This window comes from Bifidobacterium saguini DSM 23967 (assembly GCF_000741715.1).
Classification (GTDB): Bacteria; Actinomycetota; Actinomycetes; order Actinomycetales; family Bifidobacteriaceae; genus Bifidobacterium; species Bifidobacterium saguini.
The window spans coordinates 270,068-285,652 of record NZ_JGZN01000006.1 but is presented as its reverse complement, the minus strand read 5'-3'; the positions used below and the strand labels follow the sequence as shown (position 1 = coordinate 285,652).

23 protein-coding genes are annotated in these 15,585 nt (G+C 62.9%); 10 read left to right on the top strand and 13 right to left on the bottom strand.

What is annotated here, in order from left to right:
• Positions 1 to 128: 128 nt before the first annotated feature.
• Together BISA_RS04475 and BISA_RS12830 are read right to left on the bottom strand one after the other, a co-directional pair.
• On the bottom strand, positions 129 to 821 hold the full coding sequence (locus tag BISA_RS04475) for a class II glutamine amidotransferase (RefSeq protein WP_033890439.1): 693 nt from the start codon (positions 819 to 821) through the stop codon (positions 129 to 131).
• Positions 809 to 2,017: a hypothetical protein gene (locus BISA_RS12830; protein ID WP_152597185.1), complete on the bottom strand. Its 1,209-nt coding sequence runs from the start codon at positions 2,015 to 2,017 to the stop codon at positions 809 to 811. Before BISA_RS12830 ends, BISA_RS04475 begins: the two co-directional genes overlap by 13 nt.
• A gap of 495 nt (positions 2,018 to 2,512) precedes the next feature.
• Here BISA_RS12830 and BISA_RS13235 point away from each other — a divergent pair, with 495 nt between their 5' ends.
• A complete protein-coding gene (locus tag BISA_RS13235) occupies positions 2,513 to 2,959 on the top strand; it encodes a helix-turn-helix domain-containing protein (RefSeq protein WP_051917337.1) in 447 nt (148 codons plus the stop codon).
• Positions 2,960 to 3,003: 44 nt separating this feature from the next.
• Positions 3,004 to 3,405, top strand: coding sequence for a hypothetical protein (locus BISA_RS04460; RefSeq protein WP_152597184.1), 402 nt, complete (start codon positions 3,004 to 3,006; stop codon positions 3,403 to 3,405).
• A gap of 73 nt (positions 3,406 to 3,478) precedes the next feature.
• Here the strand turns inward: BISA_RS04460 and BISA_RS04455 are convergent, their stop codons facing one another.
• Entirely contained in the window at positions 3,479 to 4,198 is a 720-nt protein-coding gene (locus BISA_RS04455; protein WP_051917336.1) for a helix-turn-helix domain-containing protein, read from the bottom strand.
• Positions 4,195 to 5,919: a RecQ family ATP-dependent DNA helicase gene (locus tag BISA_RS04450; RefSeq protein ID WP_033890436.1), complete on the bottom strand. Its 1,725-nt coding sequence runs from the start codon at positions 5,917 to 5,919 to the stop codon at positions 4,195 to 4,197. The genes BISA_RS04455 and BISA_RS04450 overlap by 4 nt, the downstream gene beginning before the upstream one ends.
• A 118-nt stretch (positions 5,920 to 6,037) precedes the next feature.
• Here BISA_RS04450 and BISA_RS11915 point away from each other — a divergent pair, with 118 nt between their 5' ends.
• Positions 6,038 to 6,652: a hypothetical protein gene (locus BISA_RS11915; RefSeq protein ID WP_237746091.1), complete on the top strand. Its 615-nt coding sequence runs from the start codon at positions 6,038 to 6,040 to the stop codon at positions 6,650 to 6,652.
• 34 nt (positions 6,653 to 6,686) lie between these two features.
• Positions 6,687 to 6,899 (top strand): hypothetical protein, encoded by a 213-nt coding sequence (locus tag BISA_RS13320; protein WP_237746090.1) that lies wholly within the window; start codon positions 6,687 to 6,689, stop codon positions 6,897 to 6,899.
• A 78-nt stretch (positions 6,900 to 6,977) separates the two neighbouring features.
• Here the strand turns inward: BISA_RS13320 and BISA_RS04440 are convergent, their stop codons facing one another.
• Positions 6,978 to 7,790 carry a V-type ATP synthase subunit E family protein gene (locus tag BISA_RS04440; protein WP_051917335.1) on the bottom strand — a complete coding sequence of 271 codons (813 nt, stop codon included), beginning with the start codon at positions 7,788 to 7,790 and terminating at the stop codon, positions 6,978 to 6,980.
• A 300-nt stretch (positions 7,791 to 8,090) separates the two neighbouring features.
• On the opposite strand from BISA_RS04440, the gene BISA_RS04435 reads away from it, so the two are divergent.
• Genes BISA_RS04435 through BISA_RS04425 form a run of 3 tightly spaced genes read left to right on the top strand, consistent with a single transcriptional unit; the run spans position 8,091 to position 9,306 of the window.
• Positions 8,091 to 8,438 carry a hypothetical protein gene (locus tag BISA_RS04435; RefSeq protein ID WP_033890434.1) on the top strand — a complete coding sequence of 116 codons (348 nt, stop codon included), beginning with the start codon at positions 8,091 to 8,093 and terminating at the stop codon, positions 8,436 to 8,438.
• Complete coding sequence (locus BISA_RS04430) at positions 8,435 to 8,887, top strand: transcriptional regulator (protein WP_033890433.1); 453 nt, start codon at positions 8,435 to 8,437, stop codon at positions 8,885 to 8,887. The genes BISA_RS04435 and BISA_RS04430 overlap by 4 nt, the downstream gene beginning before the upstream one ends.
• Entirely contained in the window at positions 8,884 to 9,306 is a 423-nt protein-coding gene (locus BISA_RS04425; RefSeq protein ID WP_033890432.1) for a hypothetical protein, read from the top strand. The genes BISA_RS04430 and BISA_RS04425 overlap by 4 nt, the downstream gene beginning before the upstream one ends.
• An 18-nt stretch (positions 9,307 to 9,324) precedes the next feature.
• Here the strand turns inward: BISA_RS04425 and BISA_RS12820 are convergent, their stop codons facing one another.
• The 3 genes from BISA_RS12820 to BISA_RS04410 form a co-directional block, all read right to left on the bottom strand.
• Positions 9,325 to 9,633 carry a hypothetical protein gene (locus tag BISA_RS12820; protein WP_152597183.1) on the bottom strand — a complete coding sequence of 103 codons (309 nt, stop codon included), beginning with the start codon at positions 9,631 to 9,633 and terminating at the stop codon, positions 9,325 to 9,327.
• Positions 9,634 to 10,029: 396 nt separating this feature from the next.
• Positions 10,030 to 10,362, bottom strand: coding sequence for a type II toxin-antitoxin system RelE family toxin (locus BISA_RS04415; RefSeq protein WP_033890430.1), 333 nt, complete (start codon positions 10,360 to 10,362; stop codon positions 10,030 to 10,032).
• A complete protein-coding gene (locus BISA_RS04410; RefSeq protein WP_033890428.1) occupies positions 10,359 to 10,667 on the bottom strand; it encodes a type II toxin-antitoxin system Phd/YefM family antitoxin in 309 nt (102 codons plus the stop codon). The genes BISA_RS04415 and BISA_RS04410 overlap by 4 nt, the downstream gene beginning before the upstream one ends.
• 177 nt (positions 10,668 to 10,844) lie before the next feature.
• Between BISA_RS04410 and BISA_RS04405 the strand changes: the two genes are divergently transcribed.
• The 3 genes from BISA_RS04405 to BISA_RS04395 are packed head-to-tail and all read left to right on the top strand — an operon-like array spanning position 10,845 to position 12,279.
• On the top strand, positions 10,845 to 11,138 hold the full coding sequence (locus tag BISA_RS04405) for a hypothetical protein (RefSeq protein WP_033890427.1): 294 nt from the start codon (positions 10,845 to 10,847) through the stop codon (positions 11,136 to 11,138).
• A 2-nt stretch (positions 11,139 to 11,140) separates the two neighbouring features.
• Complete coding sequence (casB, locus tag BISA_RS04400) at positions 11,141 to 11,773, top strand: type I-E CRISPR-associated protein Cse2/CasB (RefSeq protein ID WP_033890425.1); 633 nt, start codon at positions 11,141 to 11,143, stop codon at positions 11,771 to 11,773.
• Complete coding sequence (locus tag BISA_RS04395; protein ID WP_033890424.1) at positions 11,770 to 12,279, top strand: hypothetical protein; 510 nt, start codon at positions 11,770 to 11,772, stop codon at positions 12,277 to 12,279. The genes casB and BISA_RS04395 overlap by 4 nt, the downstream gene beginning before the upstream one ends.
• Positions 12,280 to 12,559: 280 nt before the next feature.
• Here the strand turns inward: BISA_RS04395 and BISA_RS04390 are convergent, their stop codons facing one another.
• From BISA_RS04390 to BISA_RS04370, 5 genes are all read right to left on the bottom strand, one after another.
• On the bottom strand, positions 12,560 to 13,066 hold the full coding sequence (locus BISA_RS04390; RefSeq protein ID WP_033890423.1) for a hypothetical protein: 507 nt from the start codon (positions 13,064 to 13,066) through the stop codon (positions 12,560 to 12,562).
• A gap of 14 nt (positions 13,067 to 13,080) precedes the next feature.
• Positions 13,081 to 13,749, bottom strand: coding sequence for a hypothetical protein (locus BISA_RS04385; RefSeq protein ID WP_033890422.1), 669 nt, complete (start codon positions 13,747 to 13,749; stop codon positions 13,081 to 13,083).
• A gap of 31 nt (positions 13,750 to 13,780) precedes the next feature.
• A complete protein-coding gene (locus BISA_RS12215; protein ID WP_162178585.1) occupies positions 13,781 to 14,215 on the bottom strand; it encodes a hypothetical protein in 435 nt (144 codons plus the stop codon).
• 133 nt (positions 14,216 to 14,348) lie between these two features.
• Positions 14,349 to 15,182, bottom strand: a complete 834-nt coding sequence (locus tag BISA_RS04375) for a hypothetical protein (protein ID WP_033890420.1) — start codon at positions 15,180 to 15,182, stop codon at positions 14,349 to 14,351.
• 141 nt (positions 15,183 to 15,323) lie between these two features.
• Entirely contained in the window at positions 15,324 to 15,515 is a 192-nt protein-coding gene (locus BISA_RS04370; RefSeq protein WP_033890419.1) for a helix-turn-helix transcriptional regulator, read from the bottom strand.
• Positions 15,516 to 15,585: the final 70 nt, after the last annotated feature.

Below are 15,585 nucleotides of genomic sequence, written 5' to 3'. Positions count from 1 at the left end.
CGGGGGCCGGCGCCGCGCGGATCGCGCGGCGATTTCCAGGGGATTGCCAAGGGGACGGCTCGAGTCCCCTTGGCCTGCCGGAGGCCGTCGTGCCACCCTTGATTCATGGGTGGCACGACTCCTATCGGTCAGTGGTAGGTTGGGTGGGGTGTGTAGTCGAGGCTGTCGGGTTCCTCGATTTCGAGGATTCCGTATTCATCGAGTGCCTGCTGGTATCCGGCTTGGTATCCTTCCTCCCATTCGTCGTCTTCCCTGTTGAACCGGTAGGTGTCCCATTCGTCCATCTGGTAGATGGTCGGTCGGCTGACCCAGTTGAGATTGCTGACGTTGATGGTGCCGGTTTGGCCGTGTACGGGTATGCCGGTTCGGGTTATCCATCGGATTTCCCCGTTGCTGTCTATGAGCGCGTATTGGCCTTGGCTTCCGTCCGTGAGGCTGGTTTGGCCGGTTTGCCATGCGAGTATCGCGTTTCGGCTGTCGTTGGCGTATGGGCCGTTCGTGTGGTCGTGGGCTATGCCGTTGTGGGCGATGTAGCCGGTGCTTCCGTCCGTGAGGTGGTATTGGAATGGGTGGGTGTTCTCCGTGCTGACCTTGCCGTGGGTGGCGTAGCGGAAGTGGAGTAGGAACGGGTGTTTTTCGAGTTCCTGCCAGTGGGTGAGCATGTAGAGAATGGTTTGTTGGTTGTCGGTGTTGCGGTACCTGTGGAGGCGGGTTCCGTCGTGCCATGCGATTCCCGCGCCGTCCGGGTTGGCTTCGCTCATGAGTGCGATTTGGCTGAGGCTGGGCATGGTGCCGGCTTTGCTGGTCACTAGAACGCACATGTTTGGTTTCCTTTCATTGCGCGGCGCACGGCATCGATGCGGCGTTCGTATTCCTGCCGGTTTTTCCGGTCTGCCAGTCGCATGGTTAGGCTTTGTGGCTGGGGTTGTGTGGCGTTGGCGTGCATGGTGCGGCTGGTGGCCATGATGTCGCGGGTCTTGAGGCTTCCCCTCGGGTGTTTTTGGAAGAAGCGCCACATGCCGTGAGCCCAGTTGATGGCGGCGGCCAGCTGGTCGGCGGTGTTGGCGTTCCATGCGCCGAAGGTTCGCAGTTCGATGGTGGTTTCGTGGTCGTCGTTGACGGCGGTGTCCTTGCCGTGGTATTGGAGGTGGGTGAGATGGCACCAGTGGCATCCGGTGGCGTGTCTCATGTTGAGGCTTGCGGCCTGATTGTCAGTGAGTCCCTTCAATGCCCAGTACCAGCGTCCGGCGGTCTGGCGTGGGGTGCGGCTGATGTGCATGTGGCCTCCCGCGTTGCCGGCGTGGTCGGGAATGGTTTCCACCAGTCGTGTGATGTCGTGAAGGTCGTGCATGGTCATGGGTTGGGTCTGGTATTCGCATGAGCCGCCGTTGTGGAGGCTTCCGTCCCTGCTCCATGCGGCTATGAGGTGGTGTTCCTGGATTTCGTGCCGGTCGTGCACTCCGTCGATTTCGATTTCAAGGCCGACCGTGAACGCTTCCCCGACCGGTCTGCCTTCGTAGGGGTTACGGTATGAGGTTTTCCTCGGCTGTCCTTCGTGCGATTCAATGTCCCTGTCGCAGTGCCATTCCTCGCAGTCGCCGCACCATTGCCGGCAATCGTCGCAGAGGTAGTCCTCGCATTCACTGCAGTATGTGCCGCATTCGTCGCATAGCACGGTTCCGCATTCGCCGCACCCGTTGCGGCAACTGTCGCATAGGGTGTCGCCGCATTGCGAGCAACGGTATGCGTGGTCCTCGCATACCGTGGCGCGGCATGCTTCGCAGGTGCTTCTGCAGTTTTCGCACAGCAGGGTCTCGCACCGGTATTCGTTGCAGTGTCCCATGCATGTTTCGCATACGATGTCGCCGCATTGGCATTCGTCGCAGCAGTCGCCGCATATGATGCTCTGGCATGACTCGCACTCGTATTCGTCCGCCTCGTGGAGGATGGGCTGGTCGCAGCGTTCGCATCGGGTTTCGGGTATGGCTTCGCCCAGGGTATTGGCGTTCTTGTCCATTGGTTCACGCTCCTATGTCGTTCCTTGTTTTCCGGACGGCACTACTTTTGCGGGCGTCGTCGCTGTGTTTCGCAAGCCGCGTGGACGTCTCCGAGGGGTGTATGATTCCCGCCGCAGGCGGGAACACCCCGATGGGGACGGACACGCGCATGCTTGCGGAAACACCGCGACGTCCGCAAAAATAGGGCCGGCCGGAACCCCGCAGGGATACTCGCCGATCTCTCATGTGGGTGCCGTCCGCCGCGGTGTCGCGGCGGCGGCCTGGGGTCGATCCGCCGTAGGCGGATTCCGTTTCCCCCGGCCCCTGCTGGGCCGGTGTTCGCTTTCGCCGCTTTCGTCGTTGTTCCCGTTCGGGTTTTCTTGTTCGTTGCGTGGTCTGTTTTGCGTGTTGTGCTTCGTGGCGGCGTGGGGTTGGTGCAAGACTTGCCTGTTTCCTCTATAGGGTGTTATTATTTCCTCATATAGGAAATGCTGGGTGGTGGAAGGAGCGTCGTCATGGTGGTTCGTTTGTCGGATACGAGGTCGAAGGCGGATTTCCGCATGTTGCGCGACATGTTGGAGCTGTCGCAGGCGTGGGTGGCGTCCCGGATCGGGGTGTCGGCGCGCACGGTGCGCAACTGGGAGGATCCGAACGAGTTCTACCCCCCGTCCCGCGAGGCCTGGGAGCTGGTGGAGGGCATGTGGCGTGATGCGGACGCGCAGGCGTCGGCGTCGGTGGAGATCGCCTCCCAGGCCGCGGCCGTCGCCCGTGAGCGTGGCGTGGAGCCGGCTCCGCTGATGCTCACGTATTGGCGCGACGCGAGGCAATGGCTGCAGGCTCATCCCGGCGCCGCCGATCCGGGGGCCTGGCGTGCGGCGAATGCCGCGACCAGGCTTGCCGCGGATCGTCTGCATGCGATGGGCCTGCCGGTGACCGTCATGTTCGCGGAGACCCGTCCGTGACGGGTCGTGGATCCTCCTGGGAGGATGCGATGGAGACGGGCCCCGTGGATGATTGGCGGCCGTGGATGGAGTCTCCGGTCCACAAGGGAATCGAGGACGGCGTCGAATGGCGGGTCATGGCGAACGACGTGTTCTTCGCCTGGCAGGGGTACGCGCAACGGCATGTGTGGCGGAACCTGACCGCCGACGACATCGCGCCGCTGGTCGATGTGTACGGCGGAATCACGTACGGTCCCGACCGGTACGGTTGGATCGGGTTCGACACGTTGCAGGGCAATTCGAGCATGATCAGGCTCGACGGGACCGATCTGGACGAGCCGAGACGCGTATTGTGCGCGCGTATGGGCTGGCCCTGGGTGGAGCCCCACAAATGGACGTGCGACGAGGTGGAGGCCGAGACTCGACGCATGGCCGCATGCATCGCCGTCAACGACACGAGGCTATAGGCGCGGCATTCCTCCTGCAGCACGGAAACGGCCCGGCACCCATAAGGGGTGCCGGGCCGTTTCCGTGCTGCGGTCATTCGTTTTTGTTGTCGTGTTCCCCTTCGGTGGTTTCGGGGTCGATGAGTGCTTCCGCGGGTATGTCGAGGGCGGCTGCGACGTCGAGGACGAATCTGCTGCGTTTGCGCGTTATGGCCCATCGACCCTGTTCCACGCCGCCGATGTTCTGTATGGTCTGGCCGCTTCTTACGGACAGTTCGGCCTGGCTGAGGTCCGCTTGCTTCCGGTGCCATTCGAGTCTGGTCCGCTTCCATTCGGCGGGTGGTTCGGGTGGCGTGTGTTCGTTTTCCGGCCGGTCGGCTAGCCGTTCCATGCTGGCGCCGAGCGCGTGGGCGACTTTGAGGAGTATGCCGGCTGCGAGGTTGTTGGCGTTTCTGGTGCCGTCGTCGTATTTTCTGAGGCTGAGTTCGGATACGCCGGCGTTCTCGGCGAGTTGGCGGCAGCTCCATTCGCGTTCCAGGCGGAGCAGTCGGATCGGTGTGGCGTTCTCCTCCCCCGCGGTGCGGGGTTCGTCTCCGGTGAGTCTGGCCGGGTTGATGTGCAGGGCCTTGGCCCAGCGGCGCGCGTTTTCGGGTGGAAGCATGGCGGGCTGCGTCCGTCCCTCCTCCACTGCAGTGATGGTCGCGGCGTCGAGTCCGGTGAGCCGGCCCATCCCCTCGAGGGTGATGCCGGCGCCGCGTCTGGATGCGCGCAGTTGGGCGCCGGTCACGGGTATGGTTCTCATCTGTCCGCTCATCGTTGCTTCTCCTTGGTTTTTCGTGCGTACATGTCGGCGAGGGGGCCGGGTGTGAGTTCGTTGAACCGTTCGCGGGTGATGGCCTGGATGGCCTCCATCCTGCCGATCAGTGAGATGATCTCCGTATCGTCCATGTCCTTGAGGGAGCCGAATCCCGGGATGAGGTCGATTCCGGTGCGGAGGACTCGTTGGTTTTCCCTTCCGGCGAGGCCTGCGGCGAGGAGGTCGGCCACGATGCCGCGGCCGAGTTCTTGTTCGATGCCGATCAGGTAGGCGCATGCCGTGCCGACGGCCTGTGTCGACGCGTTGGCTTCCGCTTCGGATATGGTTGCGTGTTTGGCCGCCATGTCGCGGCGTCGGCGTTGGTCCGCTTCGAATCGTTCCCGTGCGGCTTGCCTGCGTTCCCTGGTCCAGTCCGTATCGGCCGTCTCCCTGCGCCTCCGTGCGGGGTTGCCCCTGCGCGCCATGCCGGTCTCGTGATGGCCCTGGCAGTTGGAGCATCTTCCGCAGTCGGATCTCTTGGTGCCTTCGGGGTCGAACATGGAGAGGATGACGCGCTTGAGGCATCGGCCGGTCTCGCAGTATTCGCTCATGTCCTCGAGTCTCGTGGCGGTGTGCCGTGCGGCTTCGATGCGTTGCGGGTCTCCTGATTCCTCGGCGCGGTCCATGGCCTCGCTGGTTATCTTGCGCAGCCACTGCCAGTCGCCTTCGCTCCAGTAGAGGATCGCGTCGGCGGGTTTCCCGTCTCGGCCGGCCCTGCCGGCCTCCTGCCAGTATGCTTCGAGGCTTTTGCATGGTCCGTCGTTGAGGACCCATCTGACGTCGGGTTTGTCGACTCCCATGCCGAATGCGCTGGTCGCGCAGATCACCCTGGGTGAGCCATGGAGGAACCCGTCCTGGATTCGGCGTTTGTCCTCGTCGCGTAGTTCGGCGTGGAACGCCTGCGCGTCGATTCCCTTGTCACGCAATGATTCGGCGAGCTGTTCGACGCCTTTGCGGCTTTCCTTGTAGATGATTCCGCTGCCTGCATGCTTGGCCGCCCAATCGGCAATGAGCCTGCGTCTCTCCCGTGGTCTGGCCTTGGTCACGCCGAGGGTGATGTTCGGCCGGTCGGCGTCGGTGGTGATGCGCAGCGGGTCGGCGAGGTGCAGGAGTCCGCAGATCTCGTCGGCTTGGATTCGGCTTGCGGTGGCGGTCAGCGCCATGATGGTGGGCCGTTGCGGCAGGGATTCGATGAACGGGCCGATGCGCAGGTATGCGGGTCGGAAGTCGCTTCCCCAGTGCAGCACGCAGTGCGCCTCGTCCACGGCGAGGAGGTCGATCGTCATCGAGTGGATGAATTCACGGAAGTCGGCGGTGTCGAGGCGTTCCGGGGATACGTAGAGTATTCTCAGTCCTCCGTGCCGCGCTCTGTCGTATACGTCGGCCCTCTGGGTTTCGGTCAGGCCGCTGTCGATGAGCGCTGCGGGGATCCCTTTGGCTTCGAGGTGCTGCACCTGGTCCCGCATGAGCGCTCTCAGCGGCGTGATGACGAGGGTGAATGTTCCGGGACGGGCTGCGGGCAGCTGGTAGCAGATGCTCTTGCCGCCGCCTGTAGGCATGACGGCCATGACGTCTCGGCCCGTGATGGCGGCTTCGACCGCCTCGCGCTGGCCGGGACGGAACGAGTCGTATCCGAAGATCCTGCGCAGCGCGGCCAATGAGAACGAATCCCCGTCCATAAGCCATTCCTTTATCCAAAGACACCAGTATTACACCCTCAAGTATAGCACACTTATTTGTTTTGGTGGTTTATCGTCCCCTGAGGGTCTTATGCCGTGGTGGAGGACCGGGAGGTGCATGATGTTCGAGCCTGGTTCGTTCGGCTTCGACCTGCGGCCGTCGGAGCTCATGGAGCGGTCGGATTCCGAGGAGGCGGCGTATGACGCCGAGCATGGTCCGAGGTTCCCGGTGGCCTTGAGGATCCGGAGGGTGGCGCAGCCGGACGGAGGATGGCTTCCCGTTTCCGCTTTCGACGCCGCCAGTCTGGGCGATCCCGTTCCTTTGTTCTCCGTCGAGAACGTGCCTGCCGACGTGGTTGGTCTCGCGGTCGATTATCTGACCCGCGTGTGTTCGGGGTCCTCCGCGCGTGATGCGTTCCGTATACCCCTTGCCGGAGCCGTGCTGGCCGGTCGCGCGGATGATGGGGAGCGGCTGCTTTCCATGGTGTCGGGGCTTTCCGACCGGTCCGTCGCCGCGGCATGCCGTCTGTGCGGGTATGATGCGGCGTCACGGCGGGGGCCATCGCGTTGGGATCCGGATCGTGTGCCGGATCCCGATTATGCGACGCTCCGCAACGTGCGGCGTATGGTCGGGCGTTCGTTGCGGTTCATCGACCTGGTGGGGCCGGTCGTCTGGGGGGGGGTTCACGTTCGATGGCGGGTATACGGATCTGATCACGGACGGGAGCGGTGACCTGCTGACCGCGGATGGCCTGTGGGACCTGAAGGTGAGCCGTTGGCCGCCTAACCCGGTGTATACGCTGCAGCTGCTCGTCTACTGGCGTATGGGTCTCCATTCGATCCATCCAGAGTATCGGAGCGTGGGCAGGCTCGGTCTCTATAATCCGCGTTCCGACATGATGTGGTCGATTCCGGTCTCCCGTGTTCCGGAACGCGTCATCGATGACGTGGAGCGTCTGGTCATAGGCTATCGGGAATGAAGCGGCCGAGCGAAGGAGAATGCGGTGGGCCCCGCATGCGGACGTGCATGCGGGGCCCACCGGCCGTCAGGGACGGGTTCACTGTTCGTCTTCGACGGTCTCCTCGTCGTCGTCCGTTTCGGTCTTCCCGTGGATCGTCACGATCATCGGAGCCGGTTGCACAAGTCGTGAGGCGGCTTCGGCGAGCATTCGGTGGGCCTGGGTGACCGTGGCGGCGACTTCGCTTTCCCTTCTGTCCGCGGCTTCGCAGCGGGCCTTGGAGTCGGCGTCCAGGGTCTCGGCCTTCTCCTTCGCCTCGGAGAGGATGGCATCGGCTTTGGCGCTGGCCTCCGCGATCACCCTTTCGGCCTTGTCCTTGCTCTCCCCGATTCGCTGGTCGGCGTCGTGGTCGATTCTCTGTTTGCGGGCCACGGATTCCGCTATCGCGGCGGCGGCCTCCTTGTGCGCCGTTTCCACGATGGTCTTCTTCTGGCCGTTGGCTTCGGCCAGGATCTCCTCGGCCTGCTCCCTCGCCTGATCGAGCATGTTCTTTCGTTCGTTCTTCGCGCTGTTGACCATGTCCTGCATGTCGACGCCGATGCGCTCATAGGGGTTCTCGGCCGCGTATTTCAGCGTCTTGTTCTCATCCGTCAGCGCGGTGATCCGCTGGTTGAGCCGGCCTTTTTCGGTGGACAGCGCATAGTTCTCCTTCTTCAGCTGAAGGACCCGCTGCTTCTCGTTGTCGAGCTGCCGACGCAGCTGCGCCACGAGTTCCTCCACCGGTTCGGCGCGGTATCCGCCGAACCCTCCCTTGGGGAGATTCAGCGGGACTGTCGGAACCTTGTATTCCTTGATGGGCTGCAGCAGCTGGGTCTCATCCCCCGCGTTCTGGCTGAGCTCCGTATCGGTCATGGTTAACCCCTTTCATCTTCGTCGCAGGGGACGGCGGCCGGTCGAATCTCCCCGACCCCGCGATGACCGCGGCGTCGGTGGCAGTGGGAGCGTTCTCCCGGACATTGCGCCGTCCAGACGATTCACATGCCATCTCCCCGATATTCCGCGCATTTCCGGCCGCATGACGCGCACTCCGTCATGATTTCCGGAGGCGCGCGATTCCTCTTACGCCATTTGCCAGACACAACCTTTTGTGATAAAATTATTACATGCGGGAAGGCGTGAGGCCATGCCCGCCCCTTCGAAAGGAAGAACATCATGACCGACATCATCGAAATCGAACGCATCCTCGCCCTCGCCGACGAACAGGTCAAGGCCCATACGGTCGCCATGCGCGACCTGCCTGCAGGAGCATGGTGGAGGCGCACCCCGTTCCAGACCGTGAAGGGCGACGCGATCACGTCCGCCGACTGGAGTCACGTGTTCGACACGTTGCCCGCCTGGGCGGAACCCGCGTACGAGCTGCAGGGATTCGACCACCGCATCGACTCCATCGCCGCCATCCTCGAGCAGAACGGGATCGACGGGCTCAGGCGTCTGCTCCGCGAGGAGGAATCGGCGGAGGCGAATCGCTTCGATGACATGGAAGAGGAGGAACGAGCATGACCCCGTTGGAGCTTGCGGCCCGCAGGAAGAGAATCGGGTTGAGTCAGGAGGAGCTGGGCCGTTGCCTGAGCCTGGTCTCCCCCATGCCGGACGGTTCATCGCGCCCTCCGGTCAGACAGTCCACGATCGCCAGCTGGGAGGGTTCACGCGGCATACCCGCAAGCATCGATCTCGCATTGCCCGGCATGCTCGACCTGATCGAGGAGCAATCGGATGTGATGTGCGACCGGATCCAAGAACTGATCGAGCATTCCAGCGCGGTCCGGAACGACTCCCATGTCACCGTCAAAGGGTACGCGGCCGACGGGGATTTCTGGCGTGACTGGCCGGATATGACGGGCTGGCCGCACGTGCTGTGGAACATCGCCGCCACCGTGGCGATCGACGAGATGATGGATGACTACGGGATCACGGCCACACTGTCCGACACCGGAAAGGATGAAAGATGATGCGCACTGAAACCTATCTGCTGGTCGCGCATATCGCGGAGCACATCGCACGCCACGAGCGGCTTCTCGCCGATTGCACCGTCTCCCACTCCCATGAGTCGGCGCTCATCGACGGTTGGGTCGCGCATTCGGATGAGAGTGATTGGTTCGGCGGCGTGTCCGTCGCGCCGCTCGTCGCACGCGCCAACGGCGCATCGTCCATCAGGGAGCATGCGGACACGTTCCGCATCCTGGTGTCGGACGAGGCCGCGCGGGTCGCATTGTATCCGCCGCAACGGCACGACTATCCGGAGTTCCCAGTGGCCAAACGCGAATACGCGACGGCCGGACTGGATGTCGCGGGGATGCTGGACTGGATCGGCGGATTCGAATACACGCTCGACGTGGAATCCTGCGAACCCGTACCCAGTCTCCGGTGACGGCCGGCCGTCTTCGCGCTAGATGACTCTCCTCCGCGGCCGCATCACCGTGTAACGGTGCGGCCGCGTGGCCTTGTGAAGGTCGTTCAGCAGGTCCATGCGCAGCGTGTCCATCGAGTCGGCGGCATCGTCCAGCCCCTCCACGCTCTCCAATACGCGCACATCCTCGTCGAGGATCAGGCGACGCTGCCTGTCATAGTCGCGGGTGTCCTTGTGGAGGATTCGCAGGGTGCGGATCAACGCCTCCACATCCTCATACGATTCGCAGAACCGCGTGTAGGCATCCAACACCTCCGGATCACGCCAGTGCGGGTCATCGTCCTCCACCGACGCGCCTCCCACGCTGGCTCGGGTGAGCGGCCACCATGCCCGGCAGTCGGGACAGGAGAGCACGCAGTACGGTTCCATATCGTGGCGACGGACGAGCATGACCCCGCATCGGCCGCATCCCAGGGAGCCGAGACACGGGACAATCCTCGCCTCGGGACGATGGCATGGCGTCTTCCGGCGCAGATGGCCGGCCGCTCCGGCCAACGACATCCGTTCCCCGCATCTGAGGCAGGTGCAATCGTTCAACCCGAGGTCCGCCCAATCATCGGACGTCCATCCATGTTCGTTGCGCCCGTGGGTGTACAGCCGCTCCACCCGTACCGTTCTGCCGCATGCTGGGCATGTGGCGTTGCCGAAGTCGATGTCATCGTTCATTCGCCGGGGTTCCCTTTCCTATCGTCGTTGTCCGCCGATTCGTCTCGCGGCCTCGTCGTATACGGCGTTGTCGTCGCGCACCGATACCACGATGACCAGCATGGTCTGTTCGACGCGTTCGAGCCGGTATACGATTCGGATGCCGTCGCCGCGAAGCTTGACCTTGAGCAGTCCGGTGAGGTTGTTGCCGGCCTTGTTGCCCAACGGTTTGCCGTATCCACCTTCGGTGAACGGCAGCGGGTTGGAGCTCACCTTGGCCAGCGCCTGATATACGTGGCTTTTCACCGGCTCGTGCAGTCTGCGGATGTCCTTGGCCGCGGCCCTGGTGTATTCGACATGCCAGCCGCTCATTCGAACTCCGGCTCGTATCCGTCATCGACCGGCTTGTAGCCCCGTCCGAACACGTCCTCGGCGGTGAGCCGTGCGCCGTCGTCGTGGCGCGTCCGCTCCATGGCTTCGAGGTAGAGCGCGAAGTCCTCCTCGGTCTTGGTCAGGCGCCGGTATTCGTCGGGGCTGATGATGACGGCGGCCGGCTTGTTGTTGCGCATGACCACCACCGGATTGCCGTCGCCGACCCTTCCGATGGCGCGGCTGGCCCCGCCGTGGCTGAGTTCGGACACGGACACCAGGTTATCTAACATGATGCTTCCCGCCATACGATCACCCTCCTTACGAGTGCATCATAATCATGATGATAATTATGCTCATAAAATGCGAGAAGTCAACAATCCTCCCATAGGCGTCGCCACATCCCACGAACCTGCGTTTCCGCTTGCAATATCATGTTACATGCTGTAACATGTAGTTACAGACGTCAACACGAGGAGGATGTCATGGACGCCATCACGGTCACCACCGCCGCCCGCAGGATCGCACGCGAGACCAACAGGACGGCGAGGGGAATCTCGAACTATTTCGACATCGACGGCAACGCGTTCGCCAGCCTGCCCTCGGACTGCAACTGGACGACCGGTATCCCGGAGGGCGCGGTGCTGCGCCTGAACGGAGGGCATATCAGCCAGCACAACGCCGCGGTGCTGCTCGAGGCGGTCCGCCGCTACGGGCCGTTCCCCAACCGCAACCCCCTGGCATGCTGCTTCATCGACGACAACTGGCAGGATCGCTGACCATGGACGATCGGAGTTTCCAACGGCTCGCTCGCCTGCATGTGAGGAACCTGCTGGAAGGCGGACGCCAGCGTTCCAACGGGATCCGCCCTAAGGGGCTCGTACGCGGTGACGGGAGCGAGCGTCTCGCCATGGGACTGCTGCGCAGGCTGTCCCATAATCCGCTGCCGTGCACGCTCGACCCCATCGTCCTCGAATGGGTCGAATGGGACCAGCAACAGCCGATGCCCGAACCATACGGGATCGCCGCATGGCAGACCATGTGCCTGCTCTCAAACCACGCGCAATCCCCCGGCGACGCCTCCACGCTGATCGCGGCGATCGATTCCCGTACCACGTTCGCCCAAGCGATGAGAGAATACCGGCGGCTCATGCATCCCAACGAACGGCTGGCGGCCGCGCGGATGACGGCCACATGCCGCCACCTGCTCAACGATCCGGACGGCGGCGGGTACCATGACCTCCTGCACTGCGTGAGACTCCTGCACGCCCGGCATCTGGGATTCGACTACACGCGCATGGCCCTCGACCTGGCCCACCTCCACCAGGGGAAGGCCGCGGCAGGGAGCGTGATGCTCCGATGGATGCGCGACTATCAGACGGAAAACCGACACGAGATACGGGAGGAACAATGAGCGACCTCAACGACACCATCGACCGTCTCCTCGATAACTGGGAGCTGCACAACAAACTCGCCGAACAGACCCGGCAGGCCGATCTGGAACGCGAACGGCTCATCAAGACCGCTTTCGCGCAGGGCGCGGACTACAGCCGTCTCACGATCGCCACCGGCTTGACCCGCACCACATTGTGGCGCATGCGCAAACGCTTCGACAGCGAGCCTGTCGAAGCCGGCTGGGACATCACCTCGGACCGGGAGACCCGTGCCGGCACGCCGGCCGAATTCGTGGAGGACACCATACGGGACCTCCTCGCCGAACGGTTCTTCGCCCTGGCGGACGATCCGGACAGCGATGACTCCGCCGTGGAATGGTGGGACGACCAGCATCTGAACGACGCCCAGCGCGCGTTGCGCGACGACGTGGCGCGTCTGGCCCTGAGAGCCCAGACCACCAGGTCGGATACCATCGTCGACCCGGGGCTCGGCATCCGTATGACACGCTCAGGAAAAAATGAATAAGGGCCCCGAGACGGATCGAGATTCATTGGCTTCGACCAATAACCGAAACGTCGACGCCCCGCGTACCCCTGTGACAGGGGTACGCGGGGCGTCGACGTAACATTCGGGCGTGAATTATTCTTTCAGGACTCATGGATGGGATTTTTCCTCCGGATCGGAAGCTGTTCCATGGAATCGCGATTCCCCGCCCCGCTCCGACTTCCCCGTCTTGCAAATGGCAGTCAGTATTTCGCCGCGTTCATGTTTGATGTCGGCGACGGGCGCGCATGCCGGACCGGTCTCACGCGCCGTTCGATTCCGGTTTGGCCTGCATGTATGAGCATCCGTCGATTTCGAGGCTCCATCCTTTGTAGGAGCGTACGGGCGGCTTCTTCGATCCGAGCAGGGATCGTTTCACGTTGCCGAAGCCGGAGCCGATGACCTGCGCGTCGTGGTCGTCTCCGGGGCGTTTGCCGAACAGGTCCGCGTTCTCGCGCGCCCAGTCGAGCAGGTTGTGCACGTGGATGCGGTCCCCTTCCGGTGTGATGAGGATCCAGTCCTCGGCTTCGCGGTGCTGGGGGCCGCGTTGCGAGGCGGGGTCGGCCATGATGGCCTGCCGGTTTTTCTCGGCTGCAGCTCTGAGCCGCTGCAGGTTCCTCGCGCGCGCCTCGGCCGAGTGCTTCTGCCCTTTGTGGTTGGTCTTCTTGTTGACCTGTGCGCGCAGGATTCGGTAGCATTCCCGGCCGCATGTCTTGCGTCCCGGTTTGTCTATCCTTCCGCCGCAGATCACGCATGTTTGCTCGCTCATGATCCACGTCTCCTTCAGTCGATGCGGATGCCGATGGTGCGGGGCATGCAGTGGTCGGCTTCGATGCCGAGCCGCCGGAGTCCGTCCGCGAGCCGTTGCGCGGTCTCGTCGTCCTCCAGCTCGTAGAACGCCTCGCGAATCGTGAACGCGTATTCGGGCCCGTAGTGGGCGCCGCGCACGGATTCCCGCTCGCCAAGCGGTTTCATACCGGTCTTCTCCCTGATGCGGTCGAGTTCGGCTGTGGTGACGCTGCGGCCCGTGTGTTTGCGGACATGATCGGTGTCGCGAGGCACGCATCCGTACACGTCGATCGCGAACAGCCATGCCAGGGGCTCCTTTCGGGTCCCGTTCCGGAACGGGTTCGGCGTCCATGTGGGTGCCGGGTTGGTGGGGCTGATGCCGAGCAGGCTCTTCTCCTTGCGGTACCAGTCGGCTCCGATGCGCACGTACACGGGTATGATCGCCCCCTTGGGGTAGGCGATCTCGTCTACCACGTACATGCCGTGTCTCATCTCGAATCCGTCGCCCTTACGCCGGTTGTCGGGATACGGTTCGTCCGCGTCGATCATCCAGTTGCCTGCGACCTTCTCCGCGGTCCTGAGGCTTCCGCGCGCTATCATCTGGCGTACGGAGACGGGCGCCTTCCCGTGGACGGCGGCGTATTCGGCTAAAGTGATCATCATCGTTTCGGCTCCTTCGCTTGATCGGATTGTTTCAACGTCGATTGTCGCGGTAATGGCTGGCGGCCTCGCGCACGCTGGGGGTGTCGCGGTTGTCGATCCACCAGACTGCGCGGGTCTCCCCCTTGGCCTGTCGGATGACGCTGCGCGCGTTCTCCGATACGGTTTCGGGCGGGTTATTGGCCTGCATCTCCTCGTAGAGGGTTTCAAGTCCGGCGATGGCCTCGAATCGGATGGTCTCGGCCCATGCTACCTGCTTCGGGCTGCCTTCCAATGGGGCGCAGCCGTGTTCGGCGCACCATCGGGCGGCGTTGGCCTTCCTGCATTCGGGGCAGTCGATGGTGTTGTACCAAGCGGCCTTGCGGTCGCGTTCGCCGTGAACGTTGGTGCCGTAGATCTGGATGCGGTCCTCGTGGCCGCATTTGTAGGTGATGTAGGTGAGCGCCATCATCGGCCTCCTTTCCGCCAATACATCTCATAATACATCGTTTGCGGTGTATTGTCAAAACGGGAATGCATTGCACTGTTGAGGTGGGCGTCACGCAATCGAAAAACCGGGGCGAACACCGAATCCCATCGATGCCCACCCCGGCTTCCGACACTCATTCCCCGTCTTCGAGCCCCAGTTTCCGGCGCAGGTATTCGACGTCCCTGATGAGGCGTTTCGTCTCCCCGTCGATAGTGTCGGTCGGGACCAGGTGATCCAGCGCCTTGTCCAACGCCTCCAGCTGGCCGTCCAACGGCCTGTCGTCGCGATACCAGCGGCTGACCTGGTCGAAACCATGCCGGTTGAGGATCTCCACCAGTCGTCCGTATGCTTCGGACTGCTGTTCCATGCGGCGCATCATCGTGGGATCCAGCCGGCGTTCCAGCTCCTGCACGCGTCTGGCGAGCATGGTGCCCAGCATGTCGCCCACGTCATCCAGTTCGCGTTTCTGCTCCACGTACTGTCTCGCACTGTCGAACCGTCCGTACCGGCCGGGCCTCTCCCCGTACGTGATCCGCTGCGCCAGCTGCTTCAGCAGGCGGTGTTCAATCTGGCGCGTGTCCCCGCCGCTGGGGTCGGGTTTGCGCCGGTACTTCAACCGGGGGCGGCCCGCCGGCGCATCCGGGTAAAACCACAGGAGACCCACCGGCTCCGGTATCTCATCCCGGTCGATCATGCGCGCCGGACACACCAAAGTCAGATCATCCACGTAATCCTTGTAGCGCAGATATTTCGCGTCGCGTAGGAAATCGGAACGGCTGACCTTCACCTCGTAGCCGCTGATCCACATGTTGTTCCGCCAGTCGATGTTCAGGCTCACCCCGTCCAATCGGAGCCGGTCGCCGTTCACGTCGACCACCTCGGGCTGTGGCCAGTAGCCGAGACCGTCACGCCGATAGCGTTCCACGAGAGCGCACTCCACATCGACCGCCGTAATCGTTTTAGTCATGATTGTCTCTTCCTTGAACGCGTCCTGACGGCTCTACAGTCCGCAGGCCACCCCGTTCAGCTCGAAACGTCCATCATCCATGGGCGTTGCCACGCCGGTGTCATCGCCTCTGGCACCGGCGTTCTTCTGCCGTGGCATGGGCTACTCCTCGGTTTCCACCTTGTGCGACTCGATCCATTGGCGTACATCGTTCGGGTCGTACATCACGCACCTGCGGGACATTCGTATGAAGCGTGGACCCTTCTTCCGGTAGGCCATCGTCGCAAGGTATCCCGGCGTTTTCCCCATCATTTTCGCGGCGTCTGAACGGCTGATCAGCTGGATGTCCTCCATCAATCCCCCTTAAGTAACTAAATAAATAACACATGTAACTATATTACATACATTACATTGGTGGTCAATT